Genomic DNA, 362 nt, shown 5'->3' with positions numbered 1-362 from the left:
AAAGTGATATGACGGTAGGCGAACAAGAAGTAAAAGCTGGAACGTGGCTTATGACTGTTCGTGTTGATGATGCAGACACCTGGGAAGAAATTAAAAAGGGTGAAGTAACCGGTTTTTCAATGGGTGGATTTGGTGAACGTGTAGAAATTTCGAAATCAGATGATCTTACTCGTGAAGAGAAAGGTATTATTCGTAAAATGGTTGGTTTCTTCAAAGGTGAGAAACACGAAATTAAAAAAGGTGAAGTAAAAGATCGTTTTGTAGACGAAAGGCAGAACCGTGATTTACGTGCCGTTTTTAATTTGTTCGAAGATGTGTTCTATTGGGAGATTTGGGAGAATAATCCCGATATCGACCGAATG

Annotated in this window: 1 protein-coding gene; it reads left to right on the top strand. The window is 39.0% G+C overall.

Annotation, left to right across the window (positions count from 1 at the left end; translation table 11 throughout):
* Positions 1 to 362 (top strand): XkdF-like putative serine protease domain-containing protein (locus MR079_RS28550; protein WP_242295099.1); only part of this gene is annotated, 362 nt, incomplete at both ends.

It is taken from the genome of Bacillus cereus group sp. BfR-BA-01381, assembly GCF_022663555.1.
GTDB classification, from domain to species: Bacteria; Bacillota; Bacilli; order Bacillales; family Bacillaceae_G; genus Bacillus_A; species Bacillus_A pacificus.
The sequence above is the reverse complement of the archived record's forward strand: the minus strand, read 5'-3'. Positions and strand labels throughout refer to the sequence as shown.